The organism is Paenibacillus sp. JJ-100 (assembly GCF_948329825.1).
GTDB lineage: Bacteria > Bacillota > Bacilli > Paenibacillales > Paenibacillaceae > Paenibacillus.
In genome coordinates this window covers 762653-786109 of record NZ_CAOJCM010000001.1, presented here as the reverse complement: position 1 = coordinate 786109, position 23457 = coordinate 762653, and the positions used below count along the sequence as shown (strand labels likewise).

22 protein-coding genes are annotated in these 23457 nt (G+C 47.1%); 4 read left to right on the top strand and 18 right to left on the bottom strand.

Annotation, left to right across the window (positions count from 1 at the left end; all coding sequences use genetic code 11):
• Window positions 1-103: 103 nt before the first annotated feature.
• From hrpB to PQG66_RS03825, 10 genes are all read right to left on the bottom strand, one after another.
• A complete protein-coding gene (hrpB, locus tag PQG66_RS03870; protein WP_272035333.1) occupies window positions 104-2632 on the bottom strand; it encodes an ATP-dependent helicase HrpB in 2529 nt (842 codons plus the stop codon).
• Window positions 2633-2827: 195 nt separating this feature from the next.
• Window positions 2828-3634 (bottom strand): SDR family oxidoreductase, encoded by an 807-nt coding sequence (locus PQG66_RS03865; RefSeq protein ID WP_272035332.1) that lies wholly within the window; start codon window positions 3632-3634, stop codon window positions 2828-2830.
• Window positions 3635-3820: 186 nt separating this feature from the next.
• Window positions 3821-4663 carry a hypothetical protein gene (locus PQG66_RS03860; protein ID WP_272035330.1) on the bottom strand — a complete coding sequence of 281 codons (843 nt, stop codon included), beginning with the start codon at window positions 4661-4663 and terminating at the stop codon, window positions 3821-3823.
• A 10-nt stretch (window positions 4664-4673) separates the two neighbouring features.
• Window positions 4674-5426, bottom strand: a complete 753-nt coding sequence (locus PQG66_RS03855) for a vWA domain-containing protein (protein ID WP_272035328.1) — start codon at window positions 5424-5426, stop codon at window positions 4674-4676.
• Between the two features lie 39 nt (window positions 5427-5465).
• A complete protein-coding gene (locus tag PQG66_RS03850) occupies window positions 5466-7526 on the bottom strand; it encodes a hypothetical protein (RefSeq protein ID WP_272035323.1) in 2061 nt (686 codons plus the stop codon).
• A gap of 155 nt (window positions 7527-7681) precedes the next feature.
• Window positions 7682-7957 carry a WXG100 family type VII secretion target gene (locus PQG66_RS03845; protein ID WP_123067115.1) on the bottom strand — a complete coding sequence of 92 codons (276 nt, stop codon included), beginning with the start codon at window positions 7955-7957 and terminating at the stop codon, window positions 7682-7684.
• Between the two features lie 184 nt (window positions 7958-8141).
• The gene (locus PQG66_RS03840) at window positions 8142-8690 is read right to left on the bottom strand and encodes a WXG100 family type VII secretion target (protein WP_272035310.1); all 549 of its coding nucleotides are present in this window, start codon (window positions 8688-8690) and stop codon (window positions 8142-8144) included.
• A 6-nt stretch (window positions 8691-8696) separates the two neighbouring features.
• Window positions 8697-9527 carry a hypothetical protein gene (locus tag PQG66_RS03835; RefSeq protein WP_272035308.1) on the bottom strand — a complete coding sequence of 277 codons (831 nt, stop codon included), beginning with the start codon at window positions 9525-9527 and terminating at the stop codon, window positions 8697-8699.
• Window positions 9528-9543: 16 nt separating this feature from the next.
• Complete coding sequence (gene essC / locus PQG66_RS03830; RefSeq protein WP_272035306.1) at window positions 9544-13548, bottom strand: type VII secretion protein EssC; 4005 nt, start codon at window positions 13546-13548, stop codon at window positions 9544-9546.
• 53 nt (window positions 13549-13601) lie between these two features.
• On the bottom strand, window positions 13602-13925 hold the full coding sequence (locus tag PQG66_RS03825; protein ID WP_272035303.1) for a hypothetical protein: 324 nt from the start codon (window positions 13923-13925) through the stop codon (window positions 13602-13604).
• Window positions 13926-14343: 418 nt separating this feature from the next.
• Between PQG66_RS03825 and PQG66_RS03820 the strand changes: the two genes are divergently transcribed.
• Entirely contained in the window at window positions 14344-14583 is a 240-nt protein-coding gene (locus PQG66_RS03820; RefSeq protein WP_110892980.1) for a hypothetical protein, read from the top strand.
• A 193-nt stretch (window positions 14584-14776) separates the two neighbouring features.
• On the opposite strand, the gene PQG66_RS03815 is transcribed toward PQG66_RS03820, so the two are convergent.
• From PQG66_RS03815 to PQG66_RS03790, 6 genes are all read right to left on the bottom strand, one after another.
• Window positions 14777-14929, bottom strand: a complete 153-nt coding sequence (locus tag PQG66_RS03815) for a hypothetical protein (RefSeq protein ID WP_272035301.1) — start codon at window positions 14927-14929, stop codon at window positions 14777-14779.
• Window positions 14930-15175: 246 nt separating this feature from the next.
• Window positions 15176-16657 (bottom strand): aldehyde dehydrogenase family protein, encoded by a 1482-nt coding sequence (locus PQG66_RS03810; protein ID WP_272035299.1) that lies wholly within the window; start codon window positions 16655-16657, stop codon window positions 15176-15178.
• A gap of 141 nt (window positions 16658-16798) precedes the next feature.
• Window positions 16799-17320 carry a GNAT family N-acetyltransferase gene (locus PQG66_RS03805; protein ID WP_272035296.1) on the bottom strand — a complete coding sequence of 174 codons (522 nt, stop codon included), beginning with the start codon at window positions 17318-17320 and terminating at the stop codon, window positions 16799-16801.
• Between the two features lie 97 nt (window positions 17321-17417).
• Window positions 17418-17756, bottom strand: coding sequence for a L,D-transpeptidase (locus PQG66_RS03800; protein WP_272035294.1), 339 nt, complete (start codon window positions 17754-17756; stop codon window positions 17418-17420).
• A gap of 63 nt (window positions 17757-17819) precedes the next feature.
• Complete coding sequence (rsgA, locus tag PQG66_RS03795; protein ID WP_272035292.1) at window positions 17820-18953, bottom strand: ribosome small subunit-dependent GTPase A; 1134 nt, start codon at window positions 18951-18953, stop codon at window positions 17820-17822.
• 501 nt (window positions 18954-19454) lie between these two features.
• Window positions 19455-20048 (bottom strand): DUF2087 domain-containing protein, encoded by a 594-nt coding sequence (locus PQG66_RS03790; protein WP_272036452.1) that lies wholly within the window; start codon window positions 20046-20048, stop codon window positions 19455-19457.
• 177 nt (window positions 20049-20225) lie between these two features.
• Here PQG66_RS03790 and PQG66_RS03785 point away from each other — a divergent pair, with 177 nt between their 5' ends.
• The 3 genes from PQG66_RS03785 (at window position 20226) to PQG66_RS03775 (ending at window position 22367) form a co-directional block, all read left to right on the top strand.
• The gene (locus PQG66_RS03785) at window positions 20226-21224 is read left to right on the top strand and encodes a YpdA family putative bacillithiol disulfide reductase (RefSeq protein WP_272035290.1); all 999 of its coding nucleotides are present in this window, start codon (window positions 20226-20228) and stop codon (window positions 21222-21224) included.
• Between the two features lie 5 nt (window positions 21225-21229).
• Window positions 21230-21673 (top strand): DUF441 domain-containing protein, encoded by a 444-nt coding sequence (locus tag PQG66_RS03780; protein WP_272035288.1) that lies wholly within the window; start codon window positions 21230-21232, stop codon window positions 21671-21673.
• A 181-nt stretch (window positions 21674-21854) separates the two neighbouring features.
• On the top strand, window positions 21855-22367 hold the full coding sequence (locus tag PQG66_RS03775) for an ADP-heptose synthase (protein ID WP_272035286.1): 513 nt from the start codon (window positions 21855-21857) through the stop codon (window positions 22365-22367).
• Window positions 22368-22458: 91 nt separating this feature from the next.
• On the opposite strand, the gene PQG66_RS03770 is transcribed toward PQG66_RS03775, so the two are convergent.
• Window positions 22459-22911 carry an NUDIX domain-containing protein gene (locus PQG66_RS03770; protein WP_272035284.1) on the bottom strand — a complete coding sequence of 151 codons (453 nt, stop codon included), beginning with the start codon at window positions 22909-22911 and terminating at the stop codon, window positions 22459-22461.
• Between the two features lie 35 nt (window positions 22912-22946).
• Window positions 22947-23243 carry a HesB/YadR/YfhF family protein gene (locus PQG66_RS03765; protein ID WP_272035282.1) on the bottom strand — a complete coding sequence of 99 codons (297 nt, stop codon included), beginning with the start codon at window positions 23241-23243 and terminating at the stop codon, window positions 22947-22949.
• Window positions 23244-23457: the final 214 nt, after the last annotated feature.

Below are 23457 nucleotides of genomic sequence, written 5' to 3'. Positions count from 1 at the left end.
AAAAGAAGTGAAGACTTGGAGAGTAGGGCATCGTAATATATCGTATATATCTCCGCAATAGTCCCTCATTCAACGGTGATTCACTCCTGGAGTGATCTTCGTTTCAGGTCATTCTAGGTTTCGCCCGATTCGTTGCGATCGCTTCCAGCGGATGATCCGGCCAGTAATGCTTCGGATAACGCCCTTTCAAGTCTTTCTTCACCTCAAAATAGGTCTCGCGCCAAAAATTAGCTAAATCCTGTGTAACCTGAACAGGTCGCTGCGCTGGTGATAACAGATGAAGCGTGACCGGAACACGACCGCCTCCGATGTAAGGCGTCTCTTGCTGTCCAAACATCTCTTGTAATCGAACAGCCAAAACCGGAGCTTCCGGAACACTGTAATCTACCGGAATGCGAGAACCGCTTGGAACCTGAATATGAGTAGGAGCCTCCTCCTCCAGCTGTTGTCGCTGGGTCCAACTGAGCCCACCCAAAAGCACATCCTGCATCGACAGCCTCTTCAGATCTGCAGCAGAACGCATGCCGGTTAGATACGGTGCGAGTTGTTCAGCCAGTTCAGCCGTCAGATGATCCTCGATCAGATCCGGCCAGTCTGGCACATGCAGATGCAGAAAACGCATGCGATCCGCAAGCTGACGGGAGGATTTGGTCCACGGCAAGATGTCCAGACCTTCCATTCGAATCCCTGACAACAGCGCTTCCAGCACTTGATCTTCCGGCGGCTGCGCAATTGCGCTTTCTTTGATCACCAACGCTCCGATACGTTGTCGCTTGTGTGCACGCACGCTTCGGGTACTGCGATCCCAAGCGACCTGCACCTCTTCTTGCAGCAAATGCTGAGCTGCACGTAACAATGTCTGCTCCTGCAGTGGCGCAGCCAGCAGGATACGCGCGTCCGCGCCTTGGTCGTCTGCCTCGGCTGCGACCAGATAAGCGGCACGGCTCAGCGACTCCGTTGACGCGAGCCGTACTCCGCGGCCGCTGCTTAGCAGATAGCGGCCGTCCTCCCGGCGCTGCCCGATCCGGTCCGGATAGGCAAAGGACAGCAGCAACCCGCAGCTGTCCTCATCCGGCTGTACCGGATCGGCCGCCGGGCTGCCGAGCGCCGAGCGTAGCTGGCGGCTCTCCTGCAGCATGCGCCGCACGGCAGCGACGTCTGCGACAGCCGCTGCCGCTTGCGGCATGGCGCTGCTGCCTGCGGCCAGCAGCGCTTCCACGCGCGGGCGCAGATCCGTGCCCGCGCCGCCAGCACTGCCGCTGCTGCTGCGGAGGCCTGACGGCTCCTGCAGCAGTGCTGCCAGCGTGCTGGCGTAGCTGGCCAGCCCAAGCTCCGCCGCGCGGAGCAGCATGCTGGCCAGCCGGGGATGAACGCCGAGCGTGTTCATCCGCCGCCCAAAGGGCGTGATGCGGCCTGCATCGCACAGGCCGCCCAGCTGGCGCAGCAGCGCCTGTGCCTGAGCGTAAGCCGCATCAGGCGGGGTGTCCAGCCAGCTCAGCTCAGCCGGCGACTGGACACCCCAGACGGCAAGCTCCAGCGCCAGCGGCGCCAGATCCGCGGAGGTGATCTCCGGGCGCGCTGATTCAGGCAGCGCACCATGAGCCTCCTCGCTCCATAGCCGGTAACACACCCCTGGGGCTATACGCCCCGCACGTCCGCGTCGCTGATCAGCGGACGCCTTGGATACCGGCAGTGTGACAAGCCGGCTCATGCCTGTCCTTGGCGAGAACATCGCCGCCCGGCTCAGCCCGGCATCCACTACCACTTTTACACCCGGAAGCGTAAGACTCGACTCTGCTATAGAGGTAGACAGCACAACCTTGCGGCCACCTTCGAGAACAGGTCTAATCGCTTCGTCCTGTTTGTCAGCAGACATATTGCCGTATAACGTATGTATGTTCACCTGTGCAGGAAGAGAGAATTCTAATAATTCTCGCTCCGTACGATGAATCTCTCGTACCCCAGGAAGAAATACCAAAATATCTCCTTGTGATTCACTTAGTGCGCGAATAATTGTGCGAGCCGTCCAGCTCTCCAGTTCTACAGAAGCAGGTTTTGGAACATATTTCGTTTCTACTGGAAATGTGCGCCCAGTACAATACACCACACGTGTATCTTCACCCAGCAGCGCCGAGACCGGAGCCGGGTCCAGCGTAGCCGACATTACAAGCAGCTTCAGATCCGGGCGCAACATGGCTCGGCTCTCCAGTGCCAGTGCTAGTCCCAGATCCCCATGAAGATGGCGTTCATGGAACTCATCAAAGATAATCATTGCCGTGTCCTCTAGTGCCTGATCCTGTTGCAACATTCGAGTCAGCACCCCCTCTGTGACCACTTCGATTCGAGTAGCTGTACTTACACGGGTGTCCATTCGAACACGATAGCCTACGGTCTGTCCTGTATTTTCGCCCAGCGTAGCTGCCATTCTGGACGCAGCAGACCGGGCTGCAAGCCTACGAGGCTCCAGCATGATGATCTTTTTCCCCTGAAGCCAGGGTTCTTCAAGCATTGCCAGCGGTACAACTGTTGTCTTCCCCGCTCCTGGTTCAGCAATCAAAACACCTGTATCCTGCTCGCGGAATGCTTGTTTCAATTCCGGAATAATCGTCTGTATTGGTAAATCAGTGTACATATCATCGCTCCTAATGGATGTCTTACCACTTCACAATCTTCTACAAGTTCAATCGTCGAATGTTAGCATTATAACAAAAAAAGCCGTCCCAAAGGAACGACTATATACCCTACATGACCTTAATGATTCTAGCTATTCTCATTAGGTCACTAGCTATTCGGTTAGTTATTACGCCATACTGTTTATCCGTATAGGTTAACTTAACAAAGATTCCGCACCATCAATAACGATCTCTGCCCCGGTGATATGTTTTGAAGCATTTGAAGCGAGGAAGCTAACCAGATCAGCTACATGCTCAGGCTTGCCTGGACCTTCAGCAAGAGGCTGTTGTCCCTCTGGGAATTCAATCGGAATGATGATGTTCTGCAAATCGTCCGTCTTGATCGTACTCTGATCAATATTAGTCGCAATTGCGCCAGGACAGATGACATTCACTCTGATCTTGAACTTTGCCAGTTCTAATGCAGCCATTTTGGCAAAGGCAACCTGTCCAGCTTTCGACGTGCTGTATGCTGACATGCCGAAGCTTGAGAAGCGCTGATTACCATTAATGGAGCTCGTGATAATAATGCTGCCTCCGCCACGCTTTTTCAGATGAGGTAAGGCATATTTCACCGTGAAAAATGTCCCATCAAGGTTTGTCGTAATAATCTGTTGCCAGTCTTGCACTTGAATCTCCTCAATTGGTGCAGAGACCCCGTTAATACCTGCATTGGCAAACACAATATCTAGACCACCGAACAGTTCAACCGTTTCTAATACAGCCTTCTCAACTCGGGCGGGATCCGAAATATCCACATCAAATGCTCTCGCTGCCCCTTCATATTTCGCATTAATCTCCGCTTCCGTCTGTGAAATTCGATCATTCACCAGATCGAACAACGCCACATGAGCGCCTTCGTTAGCCAGTTTAAGAGCTGTCGCTTTGCCAATTCCCGATCCTGCCCCTGTAATGATCGCTACCTTGCCCTGAAACTGAGGTCTACTGCTGTGTTGTGTCATCGCTCATCCACTCCTTCGATTTGGAAATTATGTAGAAGATTCGATCCAACTTGAAGTTCAATCAATTCTTCACAAGATTACCCAAAACGAGCAGCTTTTAAATCAACACGTCAAACTTTTTTATATCTTTTATAGCGATCAACATCTTTTCATAAGAGGCTAACTTCCTCGCGCTATATTTATTTTTCACCATTCCAATTCAATGAAAGCGGCATCATCTTCAAGCCCGCCCGTATGGGCGGCATCCAGCAGGACTTGAATATGTTCATCTGGAATGTAAGTACCGATGGCATCCAGATCATTAAGTCCATCCGTATACAACTGAAGCCGAAATGAATCGCTAGACGAACCTTTCATTTCAAAAATATGAGGTGTGCCCCCCACAGGTCCTTCACGCGTCGACCAGCGTTCACTGGTTTTACAGTGCTTTTGAAACTGCTCCGACTGTTCTTGATCATTTCGCCAGAGCCTGATTCGAGAATCTCCCTGCCACGCTAACCACATCCGGCTTTTACGTCCCCCAGATGTGAGTTCAATGCGTCCACATATATACATAGCCTGACTACCCTGGTTTCGTTTTTCCATCAAGACCTCTCGCAGCAAAAGCGGCGAATTATCTAGAGGCTGTAGATTTTTCAGCTGTTCTGAGGCAGGCCCTGTTAAATCATGGAGAAACTGTTCGACCCCTTCAGCAGTTAGAGAAGGCGTCGTTTCCAGCCATTCCAGCAATGCACTACCGAGAAAACGCGCAGCAAAATCCCCCAGATAACTCATGCCCACTCCATCACATAAAACAAAATGACAGACATTTCCTTGCATTCGAATCGCAACAAAGTCTTGTCCGGCGTCACCTTGATTGACAGTTTCAGCTGAACGCCCGTATCCGTACCGGCAACTCAGCTTACCCTGATGGCGAGTCAGCGGTTGCTCTCCAGTCTGCACACTAACATAGCGAAAATTGTCATGCCGATACTCGGCATGACCTCCCAGATCACTCGCAGACAACGTGGCCATACGCATTGCTCGCATGATTCCCCTCCTATCTTACAGGTGTCGCAGCAGACATCTGGAATCCGATGGATACCAGTTCTGCACATGTGCCAGGTAACATCATGAGTGCACCTGGCGCAAGCAGATAATCCGCCTCTACTAACATTTCCCGGTAGCTTTCAGGCAGCACGGATGACATATTGCGTAACTTCTCCCCATGCTCGTCCTGTAAGTTGGTTTCGGGTAAAATCCCTTTCCAACGTCTTGGCTCCGCTATAGGAGCTTCAAGCAGATGATCGCTTATGAAAATATTTTCAACGAGAACGTTCCCATCAGGCACACTCATGCCCATAATACGTTTGGCGATCGGCTCCGGATCTTCTCCGGTCGCTACACCATCCGTCATATGACATACAAGGGGGGCAGGACAGTCCTGCATATTCGGTATTTCGGCTTGCAATATTTTCTCTGCTTGCAAAAATGCCTTTGCTGAATCCGAGAAACGTCTAGGCGTAAGATCCGGCAGTGAACCTACAGCCGCGATCTCATCAATGCCTTTAATCCCATTCAATACATCATATACATCATCACTGTATGCCAAAATCGCTACTCGATAACGAGGCGTCAATCGATTTCCTTTGGTTGAACGGAACACCATTTGACGGATCGCCAGAGATAAAGCATCGTAAACGACGTCAATCCGGCGGCGATTGTCCAGAACCATATTCATAGATGCGCTGATATCAATTAAATAAATAATAAGTGCAGGAGTTCGTTGTGATGCCTGAATTGTGTAGTTCATTTTAGAGTGTGTCACCCCTATTATTCAATATTTATCATATTATAGGTCTGGTAGTGTGTACTTGGAGTTACTCAAAAATTTATTGATTGCACTCATACGTGCAGCCACTTTACCTACACCTTTGAAATAGGAAGCATCGGTGTTATAAAGATTTTTGAAATCACGTGCATATGACAAAGCACTGGATGTTTTTTTACCTTTTTGCGCGTTATATGCACTGTTATAGAGAGCAATTAATTTAACCACATTTTGAGCACGCTTTTTCTTAAGTGCTTCCTTCTGAGCAGCCTCCTGTTTACGCTTGGCTTCAGCCTCAGCCTTCTGTCTCGCAATTTTGGCGTCATTTTCTTTCTTCCAAGCTAGGTAAGCTTCATACTTCGCTTGTTGCTCATATTTGGCTTGTAGCGCTTTGCGCTCTGCTTCCTTTTTCTGTTGCTCGCGTTGCGCCAGATAAGCTTCATACTTCGCTTGTTTGTCATACTTAGCCTGCAAAGCTTGACGTTCTTGTTCCTTTTTCTTCGCTTCCGCTTCTTTTTGTTTGGCTTCGGCGAGTTTACGCTTCTTCTCAGCTTCCAGTTTTGCAGCTTCAGCAGCCTTTTGCTTTTCAGCTTCTTCTTGCTTTAGCTTCTCAGCTGCAGCCTTCCTAGCTGCCTCTTCTGCTGCTTTAGCTTCAGCGAGACGAGCAGCTTCCTGTTGTTTTACCTCAGCTTGGTCCGCAAGAATTTTAACTGTAGGTACTCCCCCCGCTAGTAATACAACAAGTACAGCAGAGGAGATCATAAACTTTTTGGAGCGATAAAATGGGACAGGTACTGGCTCTGTGCTTTCCGGTTTTGCATTCAATCTAGCATCGAGCTCTTTGATCGCTGCCTCCACTTCCATATGCATTGCACTATTGCTGGGAATGAAGTGAAAAAGTGAACGATACACTTCAAGCGCAGCGGCCGGCTTATCTTCATCCTCCAGCGCTCTTGCTTGTAAGAACAACCGATTGACAACAGCCTCTTGATCAGGAGCTTGTTTTGAATCGGATGCCCCGACTACTTCAGCATTTGATTCCACACTACTAGATGATGAACGATCTGACGTTGCATTCGCACCCTCTTCCGGCGAAGCCGTTGCATCTTCTTCGGACTCTGAAGCCGCCAACAAGGCATCGGCTAGCTGGGTATCTACGGAAGCTAGGGCAATGTACCACTCCCCAAACGTTGGACAACTGCTCAGATCGTGACTTTCCCACGCACGGATAAACAGATCTGATAATTTGGAACCCCAGCGTTTCTCAAGGGAACTGCGCATCGCAAAATATCGCTCACTTGCCGTTTGCATTTCATGCTGGTCAAAATAGCTTTCTCCCCATGCTTTTTCTACAATAACAGGGTCCGACCAAGATAGCATCTCTGCAATAATAACGGCTCCGGCAAATCGATCTGCATACGAGCTCCACAACCCGCTATGCACGGTTCGATGGGCTGCATAACCAGGAGATCCTGCAAGCAGTGCATCTGGACGATCCATCTTGGAGCTGTACATCTGCTCCACATCCACGAGTTCGACCGCAGAAGTTAAGGACGAGTTCTGCACTTCGGAAAAAAACGGAATCATCACATTGGGCGCGGACATATCACAATGCGCGAGTCCACGTTGCTCCATTGCAGAACCTGTGCTGGCAAGTGCTCTGGCCAGTTTCAGACTCTCCTCCGCTGTCAGCTGCTTCTGATCACTGATCACATCGAACCAGGTTAAACCTTGCACCCATGGCATCAGTACCGCATATAACAGATCAGGATGTTCTCCAATAAGCGCTCCGTTTCTTTCCGGAGTGAGCACTTCACGCTTGCATACCTGCAGACCAGGTATTTCACTATATGGCTCCATATGCTCAGACTGATAGACCATCGCCGGGATACGGAATTTCGGAAAAAACATTTTTAGTGCTTTTGCCCCATGAACTGAGCCATCGCGGGGAATCAATTGGTACACAATCCCTTGTCTTCCAGCTTGGGCATAAGCAAGACCCGGCGCAGCCGGATGCTGACCAATCGTATAGGCCACATCATTAATCACTACTTCATCCCCGGGATTCGGTTGAAAAGACATGCTCATCCCTCTCTCTGTCTTTATGTCATAGTTGCGGCAAAAACCGGGTGTTAATCCACCCGGTTTTTGCCGTAATTTTACAATCTTTAGCTTTCTGCCCACATACGATCAGGGCTGATTCAAACCATTCATCGTCCTGATCTATGTAATACAGATTAACGAGATTGGTCTGCTGTGCGGAATTTAGTAGCGATTGCTGACAGTTCTGCACTAATGCTGTTCAATGTTTGAACGAAAGATTGCATTTGTTTACTAGCTTCTTGGAACTCCTGGAAGAAACGTTGCTTTGTCATACCTTCCCATTGTCCTTCCATACTTGTGATGGATTGAGTCAAAGTAGATACGATTTGCTGACTTTGTTCTCCGCTTTGTTTAAATTGATTAGATACCTGATCGAGTTGTTCTGGGGTGACTAAAATACGTCCTGCCATTTTAAATTCCTCCTTGATGTGTGTAGATGTTTTTTGGTTTGTTCAAATTGTACTATACAAAAATCAATCGGACAAAAGCCGAAGGACCTAATCCTATTTACCCCATTTTTAGCATATGAAACTTCAACTAACAGACTATTTACACATGAAATTTCGTTCAGCTGCCCTACATTTATTTCATGCTTTATGAAACTACAGGTTCAATTCCTCTTCTTTCTTGATAAGAAGGGTCTCTGAATCTCCAAGCCACTGGCTCAGGCTGCATAGCTTGAACAAGAGTAGCGGGAGAAGTGTCAGGCGGAGCAGCATCCTGTATTCGATACACAGCCGCTATGGCCGAAAGAGGATCGGATACAACAGCTACATCAGCAGCATGTGCAGGCAGGATCTCACCGCTATGATTACTCTGAAAAACATTCATCATATTGACCGCATTACCGTAGACCATATTGACATGACTCAGCACAGATCGATACTCCATATCTGCTTGTTGGAACAATAAGGCCTTGCGTCCCAGCTGTGCACTTAAATCCATCAAACGACGGAGGGCTTCTTCACCCAGTCGTTTGCCGCGATTCCATTCGCTCATCACCGCTTCACGGGATTCAACATCCCATTCCAACGAATGAATTGCCTGATCCAACACTGTCATCTTTTGCTGTATTCGCTCCGCTGCATACTGAATCTGCCTGCTCAGTGCCCGAAGCACATCCGGTTCCACACGAATGCGCATTTTCCATCACCTTTCCTCTTCCTCTGCAGGCTGTTTAAGCCAGTCCAGCAGCATTTCGTGAAACTGTTCTTTTGTTGTTAGTGCAGCAACAAGCCAATCGTCCGAAGCTTTTGTACTCATTCGGAATAACCAGTTAGATACCGTGCTAGCCGTAAATGCCGCCGATTGTGACTGCCATCCATCCTGTCTCCATACGAGCAACTTGAACTCTCCTTCAGCTTGCTTGTTGACCAGACAACGTGCTAATGCAAGGGAGCCTTCAGGATCATTCGTTTCCTGAGAGAGCTCTTCTGCCACGGTCTGCACTTCACAGCCTTTCAGACCATTCATGACTTCATAAAACTTTTTCTTGGAACACATCAGTGCCGGTCTTTCCATCGGAGATTGGCCGCTCCACTTCATCCGTTCAATCAGAACAGCGACGGCTTCACGAACATTTCCCAGATCACTCAGAGTAAACGAATCAGGTACATCCACGGCACGGGTCACTTCAACAACACGTTCATCGGTGCAGTGTATATAACTTTCATACGATTTGCCATCAATCGTATAGCGGAGCCAGCATGCTCGATCGGATAATCCGGCAATGGCTACTCTGGAAAAAACGGTTGGTGTCATGATCAGCTCATGGGTATCTTGATCTTGCACCAAGTACCCTTTCTCCAGCAAGGAGGTTTTGACACGCTCCCACTCCACAGCAATATCTTCTGCCATATAACCGCGGAACGGGTCTTCCACACCAAGCAAGCGATCTGAACCTAGAATACCTGCAAGGAAAAATAGTTCCTTAATCTTCAGCGTGACTACCTTTTGCTTAGAATCATGAACCGTCAACATTATGAGCCACCTCCCCTCAAACTACAACATGCCATCGGTCACGAATTTCTGAAATCCAATTATTCATTTTCCAGCTGCTATCACAAGGAACTGCACCTTTAACCCTGGAATATTTACGTTTTATATAATAACCTTGACCTGGTGGCAGTACCTTCAGCCCACCAGCACTACCCCCAGATTCTGAATAAGGTATACGGAAGAACGAGAGATCATTAGGGTCCAAAGTCCCTAAGAGTAATCCACTTTGAGATGCTTTTACATCGCTAACCCAATCGGAACCGAACGTCGGGAAATCTGCCGGAACCCCAGATAGAATGACATGAATCCCCCGGTCTCTTCCCTGACGAACAATAACACCAAGCTGATCTTTTACATTAAAATCATTGAGTTGTTTGGATAACGTGTCGGCATCATCAATGACAAGCACGATCTCCGATCCTCCAGTAATCTCAGCACGTTTCAGAACTTCATCGTACAACTCCTGGATGACAGGTGCAAGTTGTTCTTCTCTAGACACATGTCCACGGACATGGGGCAAACTGCTGATCTCACCCAATCCACCTGAGCCATATCTCATATCTACGGTGTATATTTGCACATCCTCAGGTGAAGCATGATAAGCCAGGGACAACATCCATGTTAGCAGAAAGGTCGTTTTCCCACCTTCCATTGGACTTGCCACCAAGAAGTGAGGCCCTTCACGTAAATTTAGCTCGAACGGCTCCAGATCGTCTGTAAGCAGTCCCACCGGAACGTTTACTGTGGAAGTTTCCCACGCTTTACCGAAAGAGCCTGTACGAACTAATAAATCTTTGAGCTGAATTTCCTCAGGAAGAGGTGCGATCTGAGGCGCTTCCTCACCCGTCCACTCCTGGCGAATCGCTGCAATCGTTCGCCGCAATGCCGATGAGCGTTCGCCTTCGTCAGCTCCAGAAGCTGGTAGCGCAGTCTGAAACATTAGTGGAGGTACTTGTCCTTTTACAAGACCTCTTCCCGGCGGCAGCTGGCTTGGAGCTTTCGAAGGGCGTCCGACAGCATAATAATAATCACTTGGATCAGACAGCTCAAATGAAACTGCATTGGGTATATTACTTCTGAATTTTTCGAAAATATCCGTTACGCGGTTAGCGGTAAGCACGAAGGTAATCCCTAAGCTTCCGCCCTCTCGTAAAATAGTTTCCAACAATTCGTTCTCATCTGGATAAGCATTACGGAACGACATATATCCATCAATAACAACTACAATTTGCGGAACTACAGCGTGCGCAGTTCTGCGATAAGCTGATATTGTTTTAACACCTGCTTCGGAGATCATATCTTTGCGCTGGGCAGAGATTTTCATAATATAACGGAACAACCGCTTGATCCGGTCTTCCTCCTCTGCCATCATCACCCCGCCAACCTGTGGCAGCCCGGCGAAGTCCTTCATCATCCGACCCATGTCAATAATATATCCGTTCCACGGCTCGGTTTGATCCGAACGCGCAAGAGACATCAGTAACGTTTGGACGAAGGTGGTTTTGCCAAGACCAGGCATACCATAGATCACCAAGTGACCTTGATCCATAGGCATAGCTAACGGCAGTTGCCTTTGATTCGGCAGGTCATCCAGCATACCGACCAATGGTTTGAGACCATTAACTCCCCCGTCCAGCAGGTTGTCCCTGTTTGTATCCTGTTTCCAGTCATGCAGACTATCCAGCTCTAGCGTCTCTGGCAACGGAGGGAGCCACGGTCCTGGTAAACGTTCGATTCCCGCATCAGCAGCAGCTTTAGCTACATAATCAATAAATACTTGCAACTGTTTCGGTACATCTTCTCCCTTAAGAACGGCTCTTCGTTCTCCCGTCAACAGGGGCTCACGTTTACCATTCAAGCGTACTTCCATAACAGGCAGCACCGTTGTTGTATCCTCTTGCTGATTGTACGGTGCACCGCTCCAAGCAAACTGCATCTCTTCAAATACTTCGTCGCTGCCGACCTGGAAATAACCTCGACCAGGCTTGGTAATCCAAGCAGCGTTCGGGATTTTAATCATATCTCTACTGTCTCCCTCGCTTTGTACGCGAAGACAGATGCGAAAACGAGAGTTACTCCATATTTTATCATCTACAACCCCGGCTGGCTTTTGCGTTGCCAGAATAAGGTGAACGCCCAGTGTTCGACCGATTGCCGCAATACTGATCAGCTCATCCATAAACTCTGGCTGGTCGCGTTTCAATTGAGCGAACTCGTCTATAATAATAACGAGATGTGGCAACGGTTGTTCATGTCTGGAGCGTAAAATTTTGTAATACTCATCGATATGTTGCAGATTACCTGCATCATTTAATATTTTCTGCCTTCGGACCAGTTCGGCTCGAAGTGAAATATTCGCACGCTCAATCAGATTGCCATCCAGATTCGTAATGGTGCCTACGACATGTGGCAGATCCACAAAGGTGTTGGACATACCTCCACCCTTATAGTCGATTAACATGAAGGCGAGATCATGCGGATGGAACTCGGCGGCCAAGGAAGCAACAATGGATTGAATAACCTCACTTTTACCTGAACCGGTTGTTCCTGCAATCAGCCCGTGCGGACCATGACCTTGGCGTTCAATCTTATCGTGCAAGTTAATTGATATCTTTTTGCCGCCGGCCCTTACCCCCATAGGCACAGGGAGTGTATCGGGATATCGGGTTTGTTCCCAGCGAGATACAACGTCCAAATCCTCCACCCGTGAAGTGCTAAGCATATCGAACAAAGGTAGCACTTGCGGTATCTCTGAAGCGGAAGAACGCTTCAGACGAATCGGCGACATATAACGGGATAAAGCCTCAGCTGTCTCTTTCGAAATCACATCCGGCTTGAATGTCTGCGTAATAACGTCCGCATCTTCCGTCTTTTTGATATAAACGCCTTTGTTTTTAGAAGCCTCCATAATTAATTGACAGTGCATCGGTAGTGACTGTTTGCGGTTCGCCAGTACAATCGTGCACACATCAATCTCTTGTGCAGCTTCCAGCAACAACGGAAGCAATGGCTCCTCTTCTATGAGCTGAGTATCGGACAGAATAACCACATAACATGGCGTTTGCACTGTTTTTTTGTAGCGGTCTTCCTTATTGTTACGACGACGATTCAGCACGGAAAACAAGCTGTCCGCTAATTGGTGCGCACTGCTGTGCCTGTCGGCCATGTATCGCTGTGCCTGATCCTCATCCCAGATGTGCGGCAACCAGCGAAGCCATTCCCACTCCTTCGTTTCCTTTTCTTCATAAAAAGCAGCAAGTTTCAGTTCATCGGGTGAGTGCCTTACCGTGAGTTGAGAGACAATCACTCGCAGTGAAGCCAAGACCTCCTCTCGATCACCTACAAGCCCCATCACCTTGGACTCAAATAGAGGCAAGGTAATCGAGGCATCAGGAACCGTCTGGAACTCAGCGGCGAGTTCATGAGCAGCTTCAATCAATTCGTCCTTTTCATATCCATCAATCCGAGGAACCTGTAGCTTGATGCGGAACGGAACCTCTCCAGTGCCGACACGCACCTGCAAAAAATCATCATCTTCCGGTGATCGCTCCCAGAGGGAACTGTGTCGATTCTTCACAACCTGCAGACATACTGCAGGATCACCATGAATCTCATGAAGGCTTTTCACCTGCTCCGCCTGTGCTTCTTTCAGTTCTTCACGGTGTTTGTCTAACTGTGCGAGATACATCGCTTTACGTTCCTCAATTTTTTTGCGATAAGCTTTTTTGTTGCTCAGATATACAAAGAACGGGATGGTATATGAAGTAAGCATCATCATCACCGTCATCATCTGAAACATCATATAAGTGCTGTTACCCATCTTGCCAGTCACATTGATGTATACGTAGAAACCGATGCTGACCATTGTCATTATAACGGGAACTACAATAGAAATCATAGAAAACGTAGGTTTGTTCGGTTCAGTAGGCGGCCTTAGAATTTCTAAGGTCTCCTCCTTCAGAACCGGTGTCATTCTTGGAGAACGCTGATATAACACATTCACGAAGAAAAGACCTCCTTTATTAGTAATTCATTTGATGAAAGATACGCCGCGCATCACGATTCGTTGCTCTCCTGTTGAAACAGAGAGCGTCTTCCATAGATCGGGGCCTCTTCAGAAGTCGTTGAAAAAGCACGTTGCACACGTACACAGCTTCCCTGGCGCAATCCAGTCTCCATTAACTGTTGAGTGTTCTGAGGTGTAAACCATAACCCCTCCGGAAATTTAGCCTCTAATATATACTGAATGCCATCTCCCGGCGCCTGTCCAAATATCCGTACACCGAGCAACGTCTTTAAATGTTCAATGGTGCATTCATCCGGAACTTCAATGTCGAACCATTCGCCTTCTTCCCGGCCGGAATACACGGTTAGAATCATGTGAATCCCTCCCAAGGTCTCATATGTAAATTGTCCTAATGTCAGATTAAATCAAAAAAAAGCATATGAAACGTTATTCCATCCTATTTTCTTATATAAAACCCTTGTTTGCAACGTACCTGCTGTAATTTTGTTACATACGACCCACGTATATATTGAAATATCGTACATTTGACTCAGAACTTTCGTGTCATTCTTCATTTTAAAATTTGCAAAGATGCGAAAACCTCATGTTATTTACCATTTAAAGTAAAATAAAAAGGTTGTTTGGGACTTTCATTCCTTTGCCCACAATTGAATTGTGAACACTTTTCAAACTTTATGGAGCTTTATGTTTTCATAAGCTATTTTTAAGGTAATTTTAAGCATTGGTATTTAATATAACGTGTATGAAATAACTCTCGTGAGGTGATTTCAAGTGAGAACTCTAATAACATTTCAAAACAAGTCAATCCCAGTATATTTTAATCAAGAAAACAAACAACCTGTGCAAAAAACATTGAGATTGCTGAGTAGTGCCCTTGAGCATAAAATCAGTAACGGTAAACGCGCTTTACAAAAATGTCTGCACTCTTTGATTAGTATTGAAATTGTTGGCGGCGAAGCTATTCTGCACAGCCGCAGTGAAAACGACTCTCTCGCTCTATCTTTATATTAAAAGTGGAGAGAAGAGTGCTTCATTTCTTCGTTTACACATTAACTATGAAAAAGGAAGCTTCCCTTTAGGGACAAGCTTCCTTTTTTCGTTCATTTTTCGTGGTAAATCCTCCATCAAAATATACTTGAACACCAATACAGGCCCAGCAACTTCTGTGGCAATTCCGATCACCGGCGACCATCCTTTCCAGTGCTTACTGCATCTTCTCCAGCACATAGGATGGATCACTCTCTTCCGCAATCTCTGCTTTCCGAATTCGAATGACAAACAATCTCACCAAATTTGCTCGTGTATGCTCTTCCTGACAGGTATTTAATTTCCTTAATATAAAACGGTCAATGGACATAAGTTATAAGCCCCTTTGCCATGATATTTACGGAGCAACATCGTTCCGTGTATCCATAAATAACCATAACCACGCCTGTCCAAACAACTTTTTGACCCCATTCAGATCGTATATTTTATTTGATGTAAAATCATGCAAAAGCCCGTCCCAACACAGTTGAGACGGACTTCATGCGGCTCTTGTCGCTTCATCGCGAACCAGCTCAGAAGGGCCACTACCTTCATCTCTGATTCATGCATATTCGACTTATTTTACACCCGGATACTCCCGATATTGGTGTTGCAAACTGATCCAACGTGTTCGTGTGAATTTATCAATCGCCCAATCTCCTCCGAAACGACCGATACCGGACGACTTTTCTCCGCCAAACATGACATGGGCCTCATCATTCACCGATTGATCATTCACATGCACCATACCAGATTCAATCCGCTGTGCCACTCGATATCCACGTTCCAGATTGCCTGTAAATACTGAACCGCTCAGACCATAAGGAGTATCATTCACCAGCTGAATAGCCTCTTGTTCATCTTTCGCTTTCATAATGACAGCGACCGGTCCAAACAGTTCCTGCTGTACAATATCTTGTTCCGGTTTCACGTCTGCAAGCACCGTTGGCATGAGCACACCTTCCTGATGCGTCCCGCCAAGCAATAATTGCGCCCCTTCATCTTTGGCTTGTTCCACCAGTTCAAGCAGGCGTTCCACTTCCTTTTTCCGGATCAGCGGCCCTACGAGTGTTTTCTCATCAGACGGATCTCCAGCTTGTATGTTTTTTGTTTTGCTCACAAAGGATTTCAGAAACTCGTCGTATACATCAGCATGCACAATAATGCGGTTCAGCGCCATACAGATCTGACCCTGATGCAAAAACTTCCCGAATACAGCTGCCTGTGCTGCATGTTCGATATCCGCATCTTCCAGAACGATCATGGCATTGTTGCCGCCAAGTTCCAGTGCAGTTTCTTTGAGGTGTTCACCTGCCAGTTTTCCGATGCCTCTCCCTACTTCCGTGGAGCCTGTGAAAGAGATCACCTTAGGAATGGGATGTGCCACAAAATAATCTCCAATCTCACTGCCACTTCCTGCGACAACATTGAGTACACCCTCAGGCAGACCCGCTTGCTCAAAAAGATCAGCAATTAACCAACCTGCTGTAATTGGCGTATCCGAAGCCGGTTTGATAACTACACCGTTGCCCAGCGCAATCGCTGGTGCGACGGAACGCAAACATAGATGCAAGGGGAAATTCCAAGGGCCTATAACACCGATGACACCTTTAGGTTCACGGACTATCCGATTTTCTTTGCCCGGGGTGTTAGACGGAAGCAACTCCCCTTTCATTCGAAAAGGAAAAGAAGATGATTCGTCCACAATACGCTTCGCTGCGGCAAATTCTGCTTCAGCTTTAATTCGGGTGCTACCTGATTCCGTAATGAGGAGCTGAATAATCTCTTCTTTTCGTTCGTCCATCAGGGACGATACTTGACGTAAAACGCCTTCCTTGACGGATGGCAAGGTTGCACTCCATTCCTCTGCACTTTTTTTAGCAGACTCATACGCCTGATCGATATCATCTGGACTGGAAGAACGCCAGGTAGCGATGACTTCACCTGTATAGGGATTTATGTTCTCCAGCATTTTCTCACCCGAACCTTCTACCCACTTGCCAGCTATATACTGCTTCGTCCAGGTTCCCATTTTATGTTGGTTTTCCACTAATGTCATTACGTACGCCTCCGATCTTCAGATTAGAATGTACATAAAAAAACGATGTCTCATTCATTAACCTTGTTCGAAGGTCGGCAAACGGATAAATGGCATTCATATAGCTGGATTGGACGACTTGGAGTCTAATTTTGAATTCAATTAGATGTCAAAAGAAGTAAGATCAGACCAGCCATAAGCGATCTCTACCAGATCTTTATCCCCAATACGAACGCATTGTGTATGCACAGGTAAACCGCCCATTTTTTCATAAAAGCGGCACGCCGGATTTCGCTCCAAAGCCCAAATGACCATGTTTCCGATCTCGCACATCTGGAGATGATGAACCACTCTCTTAACGAGTTGTCTTCCTATCCCAGACTGCTGATACGACTGCAATAGGTAAATAGCGTATAGTTCACCATCATAGGGCAATTTACCTTCACGTTCCTTACCTCCACAGGCAAAACCGACAATCTCCCCATATCCATCCTCAGCGACGACCAAAATCTGATCTTTTTCGCCAGCGTGTAATTGCCGCTCCCACTGAGGTAATCGGGACTCTGTAGTCAAATGATCTAAAACATAATTTGGCATGATTCCGCGGTATGTTGTCTTCCAGCTCTCTGTATGTACATATGCGATGCCTTGTGCATCCCGATCAAGCGCCCGTCTGATGTTCATCGCATTCTACTCCCTTTCTCTCTAAGGTTATAACCCTTCCACATTTAATCGGGTAGTTGATCCATCACTTGTGGCTTGATGAAAAATATAATCCGGCCTACGGCCGGATCGTAACTCGGGTTCCAACAGATACCTCGGAGGACAGATCCAGTACATCTGAATTATACATACGTATGCAGCCATGCGACGCAGATTTACCAATGGACGAAGGTTCGTTGGTTCCATGAATGCCATAATGGGGTTTGGACAGACCCATCCAGAGTACGCCAAAAGGCCCCCCAGGATTCTCTTGTTTATTAATGATTGTAAACTCTCCGCTTGGCGTACTGGTAAGCATTTTGCCTGTGGCAACCGGATACCCCTTCACCACTTGATCTCCATCCAGGAGATACAACATATGGTCGGACAAGTCCACAATGATTCTGTAATTCGGCATCTCGACATCCCTCCTGCCCTATCCTATGCAAGATAGATGCCGATGCCCCGGCTCAGTTCAATATCAGTCTTGTTCCCAATCGTTACCCCGGCGGGCATGCTTCGGCTTGCGCGTTTTGGGTGGTTTGCTTGATGCGGTTCGCTTCCTTGACGCGAATTCTTCCTTACGCCGCTGAAATTGCAGTTCTTTCTGCATCTTCAAGAAATTATTCAATCTCTTCTGATCCAGTTCACCGCTTTCAATGGCCTCTTTCACTGCACAGCCTTGTTCCTTCGTATGAGTGCAATCGATAAATCTGCAGGCAACCGCCAGTTCATCAATTTCACCAAAAGCCTGTGAAAGGCCTCCTTCTCCTTCGTCCCAGAGATGAAGTTCGCGCATCCCCGGCGTATCGATCAACACAGCTCCCTGCGGTAGCACAAAGATCTCCCGGTGAGTTGTTGTGTGTCTACCCCGACTGTCCCCTTCTCGAACGGCTTGCGTAATCTGCACATCCTTACCCATCATCCAGTTGACTAGTGTAGATTTTCCGCTGCCGGAAGAGCCTGTGAGTGCCACGGTTAGACCGGGTTTCAGATAATTCTCCAGCCTTTCCTTCCCCTTACCTTCGACCGCAGAGATCGCCAGTACTTCCACTCCAGGTGCAATGCCCTCCACCTGAGCGATTCGTTCTTGCACATCGTCACACAGGTCGCTTTTACTCAGAACGATAACGGGTCTTACACCACCATTCCAGGCCATTAACACATATCTTTCAAGTCTCCTAAGATTAAAATCATGATTAAGCGCAGCAACGATGAGCAGGGTATCTACATTTGCAGCAATGAGTTGTTCCTTGGTTACCGGTCCAGCCGCCTGTCTGGATACACGACTCTGACGTGGTAACAGGTGATGAATAATCGCTTCCTCTCCTGGTTCGTGGGCCACCGCCACCCAATCGCCCACAGCTGGCGCAATTCCTGTCTCCACACTATCGTGCCGCATTCTTCCTGACATCTTGCCCCAACATTCTCCTTCTGCAGTAATTAGACGCTGCATATGTCCGTGATCGGCAATAATTCGAGCAGGCTGTCTGGATGGCAGTTCGAGTTGTTCATCAGACCACCGCTTCTCCCAATCAGCTGTCCAACCATAGTGTTTAATACCAAACTTTTCAGTACGTTGATTTAAAATAAAAACTCCTCCTAATTCGTTCACGTTTCAAGTTAAAAGATGTTGCTAATTCACTTTGTTCTTTTTGTTCTTTTTGTTCTTTTCATTCAAATTCACGAATTCACCCTGCATCTCCGTTTACAGATCCAAACCAAAAAGCCACGAGCATGTCTTCATACCCGCGGCAATTCGTAGTTATCCGAATGAAGGAGAGCCCCCAAGCACAGTGAATAACGTGTTCTCAAACTCTTCCTCCGTTATCCCGGCTCTGAAACTCCCTTTTGGTACACAAAAAAAGCCACAGGTACGTCACCCGTGACTTTGTCTGAAGGTCTAATTATCGTTCAGCAAAAATGAGTATCTCTACCCAATTATAGCTAAATCGATATACCTTGATCCGTTCCGGAGACGCTGTTCTTATTCAATTCCACGTATAATGCCGTTAGATTTGTCATTAACATCGCCTCCCTTGTAGAATATGCCATCATGTTACACAGTCTTCTGTGCGTTTGTCAAGCCCGTTCTTATTGGTACCCGTACTTGCCTCTATTTTACCTGATCCCATCTCGTCCACATTTCACGCGGATTCAGCTCATATACACCGTCTTCCCGATACATGAACTGATGCATAATAAACTCCCGGCGAAGGGTTGCAAAATCCTCATGATAGTTCTGAATAAACGCGTTGATTTCCTTCTCGCTGTACTTGCGTCCAAACTCTAATTGCTCCACCAAATATTCAAGCACAACTAGCTTTTTCTTATACTGTGCAGGAATCTGACGGAGCCGCCCGTCTTTGGAGAAAAAATTCCTCATGATGGACGCTTTCAGCGTCTCATTAACGTCTGTCATATCGGAGTGGTCCTTTCTTTTGAATATAAAATCAACCGAAGCCTGCGCATATTCACGAATAAAATAAGGATTCAATGTAAAATATACCGTATTCTTCTCTCGTCGTTCTTGAATGAGCGCAGCTTCTCTCAACTTGGCAGCATGATGTGTCACTGTTGGTTGCGACAGATTGAGACGCTCTGCCAGCGCTTGTCCATGTAATTCTCCTTCCGACAGTAGCAGAAGCATACGAAGCCGGGTTGGATCTGCCAAAGCTTTGTGATAGGCCACAATCTTCTCCAGCTGTATCATTGTACACCTCACATTTAATTAGATAAACATCTAATTTGATATTAGTCTTTAACTCTCTCGAAGTCAATTCAATTCCTTTTTGATTTTTACCACATTGCCTTTCGCGTCAGAACTGGCATTGATGTGTTATTTACGGTAGGATTATATTGTTTGTAATGAAGGAGGATTAAGAACATGGAAGATGTCATCATTATTGGCGGAGGACCATGCGGTCTGTCCGCTGCCATTGAATGTGAGCGGGTAGGATTGTCCGCTGTCATTATTGAGAAGCACAATATCGTGCAATCGATCTACCTTTATCCGACACATATGCAGTTCTTCAGTACAGCAGCGCTGCTTGAAATCGGAAACGTACCTTTCAGTACCCCAAATGACAAGCCGTTTCGTTATGAAGCACTTGCCTATTATCGCAAAGTAGCCGAACATTTCGGCCTGCGTATTCATAATTATGAGGAAGCCCGTGAGATCCAGCGCCAAGAAGACGGCACCTTTGAGGTACATACGGTGAACCGGCGCGGAGAAACGATCGTTTATCAAGGACGTCATGTCATCGTGGCAACCGGCTATTTCGATCATCCGAATTACCTGGGCATCCCAGGTGAAGACAAGGACAAAGTTACGCATTACTTCCGCGAGGCTCATCCTTACACCAACACACGTGTAGCCATCATTGGTGGAAGTAACTCAGCCGTTGATGCCGCTATGGAGCTTGTCCGCGTGGGTGCTCATATCGATATGGTCTACCGCGGTACGGGTCTGTCTGAGCATATCAAACCTTGGGTTCGTCCATTATTCGAAAGTATGGTTCAGAAAAATCACATCACACTGCATCTCGGTTCACGTGTTAATGAGATTCTGGATGATTCGATCCGTATTGTTCATGCAGATGGTTCGGAGAGCGAACTGGAGAATGACTTTGTGCTCGCAATGACTGGATTCAGGCCAGATCGTAAATTACTCACTTCCATAGGCGCAAAAATGTCAGAGGACATGGATAAACCGTTATATGATCCACAGACAATGGAGAGCAGTGTACCCGGCATTTATGTGGGAGGCGTTATCGCTTCCGGGCGCAATGCCAATGAAGTGTTTATCGAGTCAGGACGCTGGCACGGACGTTACATCGCTGAACACATCATTAGCAAAAAGCGTGCTCAGTCTGAGGAGCAATGAAGTCGATGGACATGACCTCCCTCCTGTTGCTTGTGTTCGCGGCGCTCGGTATCATCAGCAGTAATACACCAGTGACTGTTGCAATGGTATTTTTACTGTTGCTCCGTGTGCTGAACTTGAATGAAGCGTTCCCCTGGCTAGAGAAATACGGGCTCACGCTGGGTATCATCATTTTGACCATTGGTGTTATGGCACCTCTCGCCAGTGGGAAAATGAGTCTGCAGACCATCGGTGAATCGTTCTTGCACTGGAAGTCACTGCTCGCAATAGGCGTTGGATTGCTTGTTGCGTACCTGGGTGGACGCGGGGCTACACTGATGAGCACACAGCCTACAGTCGTCGCAGGTTTGTTGATCGGTACGGTTCTTGGTGTTGCATTGTTTAAAGGTGTACCTGTAGGGCCTCTCATTGCAGCAGGCATCCTGTCCTTACTGTTAGGCAAATCCTGAATAGCAATGTTCGCATGTTCGCTTTTGCTACTGGCTGTATTTCCCACCGTTGTGTGCTATACTTCTATTCAAGCAAACAGGTACATGCATTTGCAGCAGGAATGAATATCCTTCTCTCCTTGTCAGATGAATTCATTCAGTACTTCACGACGTTTATCGTCCTCAGGAGGATTCAGGAACCATGTCACGTCCCTTTGTTACCGAAGCCGTGATGGTGGCTATCTACGGTCAATTACTTGCGCCGCCGGCGCCTGTGCAATATATCGTTCCTTATACCACCATCCTTGAACTATATGAGTTTCAGAGCAGTGCTGATCCCATGATGGATAATCCAGCTGATGACCAGCACGTTAAATCTAAAATCAATGAATTGATCTCATATTTTGAGGAGCCGTTGAACAAAAAGAAAATTGAACGTGCCTTATCGGTGCCGTGGGCAAAAAGCCCTTCCATTTTGTTTGGTAACCAAGTATCGATTACAATTGTTAACGCGATGGATACAGCACAATATGGAGAGTACTTTGACCCGATTGAGACAGAACTCATTCTTACATCCCAACGTCTGGGCATTCCGATCTTGACCGATCAAGTGGAATTGATTGCCCGAATCATTGAATCCGAAACGCCTGTACAAGTGTTTGATATTGATGATTTTGACTTTGCAATGGATGATGAGCCACTGGATCAAGTATAGTTCAACAAACGCATATGCCAAAAGACCTCGACTTCTACTTTATCGTAGTAGTCGAGGTCTTTGTGGTATTACAGAATCTAATATTCCCACCTTAAGATCTTAAACCGGATTGTGTTAGTAACATCATGCTTATTTCATTCATAGGAGGCAATGCATTTCGGTCAAAAAACTTCAATCCGGCATCACTATTCACCCGAGTTTGGACGAGATGATCCTGAATAATTCGAGTTTTGAACAAGGCAATAACATCGTATTCTTCATCCCCATTGGCATGTATCTGCCGTAGCTCCGGACCAGAGTACAACGCTTCGAAATGCATCAGCTCCGCCTTCCATCCCGTCTCTTCCCAGAGTTCACGATGGGCAGCCTCTTCAATCGTCTCGCCAGGACGCATATTTCCAATGAGCAACCGCCAGTCTCCTTGTTCCGCATGCTTAATGAGCAGCAACTCACCCTGTTCATTCGCGGCTATTATAGCGGCTTTGACGACAATATGTGCACGTTTAGCAATATATTGGCCTATATCTCGTGCTGGCAAATCCACTCCTCATCCCTCCTCCTATAAAAAGGCGGATCTTATTACACCTCTGTGTAACGATATTCAATATCTTGGCCTTCATCAACGACATCCACATGAAGCTGATGTCCCTTCAAATACCAGTAGTCATGATCTTCCATAAAAAATTGAATGCCAGCCACTTCGGTTTGATCCGCAGGATGATTAGGCTTTTCTACAGCGATGCCCAACGAGAACCCCGGATGTAGACCACCGCCAGAGCTATAACGAGCAAAAAAGCGGATGCTATCTCCTTCGTTCAGGTTCAACTCTCTTTTGTACCAGCTAGCTGCTTGTTCGGATACATGTATGGTACTCATATGATGTCAGCTCCTTTTATATATATGTTACATCATATCGCTACATCGACTTGAATACAAACCTTGTCATTCACCCGGGGCCATATGAAATTGTGAAAAATGTTTGACAGATTGTAAAATGCGGTGGTAAGATGCAAACATACGAGGTCTACATTGCATTTATTTCCATTAACGAGAAAGGGTGATTACGGTGTTTAACAGTCATAAGCTGGTT

Excerpts from the sequence above, each read along its gene's own strand:
- hrpB (WP_272035333.1), bottom strand. The coding sequence starts at position 2,632 with ATGTACACTGATTTACCAATACAGACGATTATTCCGGAATTGAAACAA.
- PQG66_RS03865 (WP_272035332.1), bottom strand. The coding sequence starts at position 3,634 with ATGACACAACACAGCAGTAGACCTCAGTTTCAGGGCAAGGTAGCGATC.
- PQG66_RS03860 (WP_272035330.1), bottom strand. The coding sequence starts at position 4,663 with ATGCGAGCAATGCGTATGGCCACGTTGTCTGCGAGTGATCTGGGAGGT.
- PQG66_RS03855 (WP_272035328.1), bottom strand. The coding sequence starts at position 5,426 with ATGAACTACACAATTCAGGCATCACAACGAACTCCTGCACTTATTATT.
- PQG66_RS03850 (WP_272035323.1), bottom strand. The coding sequence starts at position 7,526 with ATGTCTTTTCAACCGAATCCCGGGGATGAAGTAGTGATTAATGATGTG.
- PQG66_RS03845 (WP_123067115.1), bottom strand. The coding sequence starts at position 7,957 with ATGGCAGGACGTATTTTAGTCACCCCAGAACAACTCGATCAGGTATCT.
- PQG66_RS03840 (WP_272035310.1), bottom strand. The coding sequence starts at position 8,690 with ATGCGCATTCGTGTGGAACCGGATGTGCTTCGGGCACTGAGCAGGCAG.
- PQG66_RS03835 (WP_272035308.1), bottom strand. The coding sequence starts at position 9,527 with ATGTTGACGGTTCATGATTCTAAGCAAAAGGTAGTCACGCTGAAGATT.
- PQG66_RS03825 (WP_272035303.1), bottom strand. The coding sequence starts at position 13,925 with ATGATTCTAACCGTGTATTCCGGCCGGGAAGAAGGCGAATGGTTCGAC.
- PQG66_RS03815 (WP_272035301.1), bottom strand. The coding sequence starts at position 14,929 with ATGTCCATTGACCGTTTTATATTAAGGAAATTAAATACCTGTCAGGAA.
- PQG66_RS03810 (WP_272035299.1), bottom strand. The coding sequence starts at position 16,657 with ATGACATTAGTGGAAAACCAACATAAAATGGGAACCTGGACGAAGCAG.
- PQG66_RS03805 (WP_272035296.1), bottom strand. The coding sequence starts at position 17,320 with ATGAACATCAGACGGGCGCTTGATCGGGATGCACAAGGCATCGCATAT.
- PQG66_RS03800 (WP_272035294.1), bottom strand. The coding sequence starts at position 17,756 with ATGCCGAATTACAGAATCATTGTGGACTTGTCCGACCATATGTTGTAT.
- PQG66_RS03785 (WP_272035290.1), top strand. The coding sequence starts at position 20,226 with ATGGAAGATGTCATCATTATTGGCGGAGGACCATGCGGTCTGTCCGCT.
- PQG66_RS03780 (WP_272035288.1), top strand. The coding sequence starts at position 21,230 with ATGGACATGACCTCCCTCCTGTTGCTTGTGTTCGCGGCGCTCGGTATC.
- PQG66_RS03775 (WP_272035286.1), top strand. The coding sequence starts at position 21,855 with ATGTCACGTCCCTTTGTTACCGAAGCCGTGATGGTGGCTATCTACGGT.
- PQG66_RS03765 (WP_272035282.1), bottom strand. The coding sequence starts at position 23,243 with ATGAGTACCATACATGTATCCGAACAAGCAGCTAGCTGGTACAAAAGA.